4 protein-coding genes and 1 pseudogene are annotated in these 5179 nt (G+C 70.5%); 3 read left to right on the plus strand and 2 right to left on the minus strand.

The window, feature by feature from the left end:
* Positions 1-6: 6 nt before the first annotated feature.
* Together AB0M59_RS53425 and AB0M59_RS53430 are read left to right on the plus strand one after the other, a co-directional pair.
* Positions 7-90 (plus strand): annotated as a pseudogene (locus AB0M59_RS53425) (DUF1330 domain-containing protein); the annotation flags it as partial.
* A gap of 154 nt (positions 91-244) precedes the next feature.
* On the plus strand, positions 245-1228 hold the full coding sequence (locus AB0M59_RS53430) for a hypothetical protein (RefSeq protein ID WP_364632100.1): 984 nt from the start codon (positions 245-247) through the stop codon (positions 1226-1228).
* A gap of 40 nt (positions 1229-1268) precedes the next feature.
* Here AB0M59_RS53430 and AB0M59_RS53435 read toward each other — a convergent pair whose 3' ends face one another.
* Both AB0M59_RS53435 and AB0M59_RS53440 read right to left on the minus strand, forming a co-directional pair.
* Positions 1269-2699: an amino acid adenylation domain-containing protein gene (locus tag AB0M59_RS53435; RefSeq protein WP_364632102.1), complete on the minus strand. Its 1431-nt coding sequence runs from the start codon at positions 2697-2699 to the stop codon at positions 1269-1271.
* Positions 2696-3826, minus strand: coding sequence for an acyl-CoA dehydrogenase family protein (locus AB0M59_RS53440; RefSeq protein ID WP_364632105.1), 1131 nt, complete (start codon positions 3824-3826; stop codon positions 2696-2698). Before AB0M59_RS53440 ends, AB0M59_RS53435 begins: the two co-directional genes overlap by 4 nt.
* An 86-nt stretch (positions 3827-3912) precedes the next feature.
* On the opposite strand from AB0M59_RS53440, the gene AB0M59_RS53445 reads away from it, so the two are divergent.
* Positions 3913-5175 (plus strand): macrolide family glycosyltransferase, encoded by a 1263-nt coding sequence (locus tag AB0M59_RS53445; protein WP_364632108.1) that lies wholly within the window; start codon positions 3913-3915, stop codon positions 5173-5175.
* Positions 5176-5179: the final 4 nt, after the last annotated feature.

A 5179-nucleotide genomic window follows, 5' to 3' on the forward strand; every position in this document is an offset into this window, starting at 1 on the left:
GTTTCCGTGGCAAAGGGCTACTGGGTCAGTGTCTACCCCGCCATTTCCGACATGGAGAGGCTGACTGCCTACAACAAGCTGGCCCGACGTGAGTGAGAAACAGTGTTCTAACCCTGTTTCTCACTCACGACCCCTGGGCGAGTTATCCACATCGGTCTTGGTTATCCACAGATTTCGCGAGTGGCGTCCCAGCGACGCCCCGAGCGGGGATCGTCGGAGTGTGCCCCGGAATTGCCGCTGGTCCATGGACCGAATACCCGACGCTTCGAAGCTCGATTGGCTCACGCTGCTGTCCGAACAGCACGGCGTGGTCAGTCTCCGACAGCTGCGCGCGCATGGCCACAGCTCTGACGACGTCTCGGCCAATGTGGATGCCGGACGCTGGCAGCGCGTACTGCCTCGCGTCTACGCGGCCTTCACCGGAGAGCCCTCCCGATCCGCGCTTCTGTCGGCAGCACTGCTCTACGGCGGGTCGCACGCGGTGCTCAGTCACCACACGGCCGCCGAGGAATGGCAGCTGCTGCCGATTGCGGACCGGCCCGTCGAGATCACCGTGCCCTACAGCAGCTCGGCTGTCTCGCAGCCGCCGCTTGTCGTAGTCCACCGTTCGCGAGCCCTGCGGCATACGACCTTGGAGACCACGCCTCCCCGCACGCGCGGTCCGGACACCATCCTCGACCTGGCCGTGTCACAGCAAACCGCCCGCGATGCGACGATGCTCGTCGTCGATCTGGTGAGCCGGAGCTCGATTCCGCTTCAAGCCGTGCAGGACTGCTTTCTGCTACGACCCCCGTACCGCCACCGGGCCGCCGTTCGCCGGGGACTCGAGCTCATCGGCACCGGGTTGATGTCCGCGCTCGAGGTCGAGTACCTCGAAAGGGTCGAAGAGCAGCACGGTCTGCCCCGCGGCGATCGGCAGACGCCGCTCGTGGTGGACGGGAAGACCCTTTGGGAGGATGTGACCTACGACAACCATGGAGCCCCTGTCACGATCCGGCTGGATGGCCGCGCGACTCACGCGATCGGCAAAGTTGCCTTCCGGGATCGTCGCCGCGACAACGCCGCTGAACTCGCCGGGCGGGCACGACTGGTCTACGGCTGGCGGGACGTCCACGCTTCGCCGTGCGCCGTAGCTGCCGAGGTCCGGATGATCCTGCTGCGCGAGGGCTGGGACCCCACGGGCAGCCGAGAGCCGACCTGCCACCGCTGTAGACCCGGACGGTCGTGAGTGAGAAACAGTGTTCTAACCCTGTTTCTCACTCACGAGGTCAGCGGGCGGCGGTCAAGGCGGCGCGGTCGGTCTTGCCGTTCGCCGTGCGGGGCAGCTCGTCGACCAGGCTCACCTCGTCCACGATCATGTACCGCGGCAGGTGCGCCGCGCAGTGGGCCTTCATGCCCAGCAGCGTCACGCGCTCGCCCGGGCGGGGAACGATCACCGCGCGCAGGCGGGCGTCGATGCCGCTTCCCGCGACGATCACCGCCACCTCGGCCACCGCCGGGTGGCGGGCCAGCGCCGTCTCGATCTCGCCCAGCTCGATGCGGTGGCCGCGGATCTTGACCATCGCGTCGCGCCGGCCGGCGTACTCCAGCTCGCCCGCCGCGTCGTACCGGCCGACGTCGCCCGTGTGGTAGCAGCCCAGCTGCGGCGGCGCTCCCCAGTAGCCCAGCATGACCGTCGGGCCCTCGACGACGATCTCGCCGTCCGACAGCGTCAGCGTGGCACCCGAACACGGCCGTCCGATCGGTAGGCCACCAGTTCGCGAGAGGTCCGCGTCGGTGACTTCGTAACTGGTCACGACGTTCGTCTCGGTGGGTCCGTACCAGTTGAACAGCCGCACGTCCGGCCACGCGCGGCGCAGCGTCTGCACCCCGGCGATCGGGAACGGCTCCCCGGCGAACACGCAGACTCGCAGCGACCCCGGCGCCGGCCGGTCGAGCAGGCCGCCGTGGCGCATCATCAGCAACAGCGCCGACGGCACCGAGTACCAGACGCTGATCCCGCGGCTGTGCAGGAAGTCCGTCAGCTCCGCGGGCGAGTACGACAGGTCCGAGCCCGCCAGATCCACCGACGCCCCGGCGAAGAACGCGCCGTAGAGGTCGAACACCGACAGGTCGAAGTTGAACGGCGCGTGGTTGGCCAGCCGGTCCCCCGCGTGCAGCCCGGTCTCCGCCGCGGCCCACCCGACGAACGCGAGCGCGTTGCGGTGGCTGATCAGGACGCCCTTCGGCGCGCCCGTCGAGCCGGACGTGTAGAGAATGTAAGCGGGCTCGTCCGGTCCGACGTGCTCGAGCGGCGGAGGGGCACCGTCGCTTGTGGACAGTGCGTCGAACGAGCTCAGCGGCGGCGGGTTCGCACCCCAGCCGGCCGTCTCGTCGGTGACCACCAGCGCGGGCGTGCAGCCTTCGGCGATGAGCCGCACCCGGGAGACCGGGTTCGACGGCGCGACCGGCACGTAGACCGCGCCCAGCCGCAGCGACGCCTGCATCAGCGCCACCACCTCGACGCTCTTCTCCGCCCAGATCAGCACCCGGTCGCCGCGGCGGACCCCGGCCGCCCACAGCCCGGCGGCCTGGCGGTCGGCCAGCTCGTCAAGCTCTCGGTACGTCACGGTCCGTTCGCCGGCGTGCACGGCCGGGGCGTCCGGCGTGCGCTCCCGAGCGGCGAGAACCAGCTGGTGCAGCAATTCCACCGTGCTCACATCCCCAGTTCCATCGCGACCAGCTGCCGCTGCACGTCGGAGGCGCCGGAAAAGATCGTCCCGCCGATCGCGTCCCGCAGCGCGGCTTCGATCCCCTGCTCGCGCAGGTAGCCGCGGCTGCCGAACAGCTGCACGGCGTCCGTCGCGCTCGCCACCGTCCCCTCGGACACCGCGAGCTTCGACAGCGCCGCGAACAGCGTCGCGTCCTCGCCCTGGTCCAGCGCCCAACAGGCCCGGTACAGCAGCAGGCGGGCGCTTTCGGCCCGCAGCTTCATCTCCACGATCCGGTTGGACACCGACTGGAACTCCGCGAGCCGCTTCCCGAACTGGCGGCGGCCGCGCACGTGCTCCAGGCAGCGCTCGATCAGCCGGTCCTGCACGCCCAGGTACAGCGCGAACAGGCAGGCCCGCTCCCAGCCCATCGAGTGCTGGAAGATCGCCGAGCCCTGGCCCGGTTCGCCGAGCACGGCGTCCGCGGGCACGAAACAGCCGGTGAAGGTGACCTCGGCGGCCACGCAGCCTTCCATGCCGAGCTTGGCGAACGGCTCCCCGAAGGCGATCCCCGGCGAGTGGGCGTCGAGCGCGAAAGCCGTGATGCCCCAGTGGCCGGCCGCCGGGTCGGTGACCGCGTAGGTGACCAGGACGTCGGCCACGAGGCCGTTGCTGACGAAGCTCTTGACGCCGTCGAGGACGTACCCGCCGTCGACCGGGGTGGCCGTGGTCCGCAGCGCGCCGACGTCGGAACCCGCTTCGGGCTCGGTCATCGCGTTGCCCGCGATCAGGTCGCCGGCGGCGAGGCCGGGCAGGAGCCGCTCGCGCAGCGCCTCCGCGGCGAAGTCCACGATGGGCATGGTGCAGGCGAACAGGTGCGCGGCCGCGCCGAAGACGAGCCCGGTGTCCGGGCAGCCGCGCCCGGCGGCCTCGAAGACCCGCGCCGTCTCGAGGGCGGTGAGGCCCCCGCCGCCGTGCTGGGTGGGCACACTGGCGCCGAGGACGCCGAACTTGCCCAGCAAGGCCCACTTTTCGCGGCTGAACACGTACTCGGATGCGGCCGGGAACGCCGCCCGCGTGTCGGCCACCGTCCGGTCGTAGCGCTGCCGCTGGTCCGCGGTCCAGCCGAACTCCATCCGCCCACCTCCACCAGGGTTCGCGCCCGAGGCTAACGGCGGGACGTCTGGCGAAATCCCAGAATGCGCGGTGCGAGCATGGCAAGGTGACCCGACACGTCGTGCTCTGCACCCTGCCCGGCTACGGGCACGTGACCCCCGTTTTGGACGTCCTCGGCGAGCTGGTCCGGCGCGGCCACCGGGTCACCGTCGCGACGGGCAGCGCTTTCGCCGACCGGATCGCCGCGACCGGCGCTCGTCCTCTCGGCTACCGCGAACCGGCCGACGACCCGGGTTCGCACCGCCTGGCGGCCGCTTTGACCGGCGCGTCCAGTTGCCTCGCTCCGCTGGAGCCGGTGCGGAAACTGCTGGCCGAGGACCCGCCTGACGTGCTGGCCTTCGACTCGACCATGTGGATCGCGGGCCGGGTGCTCGCCCACGACGTCCCGTGCCCGACGGTCCAGCTTTCGGCGTGCTTCGCTTCGAACGAGCACTATTCGCTGCCCGCGCACGTCGCCCGCTACCCCTCACCCCCGTCCACAGTGGACGACGAGCCGTACGATTTCGTGGCCGATCTGAACGCCCTGCTGGCCGCCGAGGCCCAGGGCCGGACCGCAGAACAGTTCCTCGACGACAGCCGCGACCACAAGCTGGTCCTGCTCCCCCGCGACTTCCAGTACGCGGGCGAGACGTTCGACGAGCGGCACACGTTCACCGGCCCGTGCTTCGGCCCGCAGCGGCCGCTGACGGGCTGGGAGCCGCCGTCCAACGGGAACCCGGTACTGCTGGTCTCCCTGGGGACGTCGGCCTTCAATGACCAGCCGGACTTCTTCCGCCAGTGCGCAAGCGCTTTCGCGGACCTGCCGTGGAACCTGGTGATGACGTTGGGCGGCGGCGTGGACCCGGCGTCGCTGGGCGTTTTGCCCGCGAATGTCGAGGCGCGCCAATGGGTTCCGCACCCGGCGGTGCTGCGGCACGCGTCGGCGTTCGTGACGTCGGCGGGCATGGGGAGCGTGATGGAGGCGTTCTACTGCGGGATCCCGCTAGTCCTGGTGCCGATGCACGGCGAGCAGGAGGTCAACACCGAGCGGGTGGTGGAGCTGGGCCTCGGCGTCCGGATCCCCCGCACGGAGGTGACGCCGGAGTCGATCCGCGACGCGGTCCTGGCGGTGGCGGCGGACGAAGGCATCGGCGCGCGCATGCGAGCCATGCGGGACCACACCCACGAAGGCGGCGGCGCGGTCACGGCCGCCGACCGCCTCCTCGGCGCGGCAAGAGGTCGTGAGTCACCGCGAGTTGTTCGCCGTCACCAAGAGCGGGCGTGTCTTGCACCGATGGAACCACATGGACACCACCGGAGACTGGAGTGACTGG

Origin of the sequence: Amycolatopsis sp. NPDC051371 (assembly GCF_040682155.1) — a bacterium.
In the GTDB taxonomy this organism is placed as follows: domain Bacteria; phylum Actinomycetota; class Actinomycetes; order Mycobacteriales; family Pseudonocardiaceae; genus Amycolatopsis.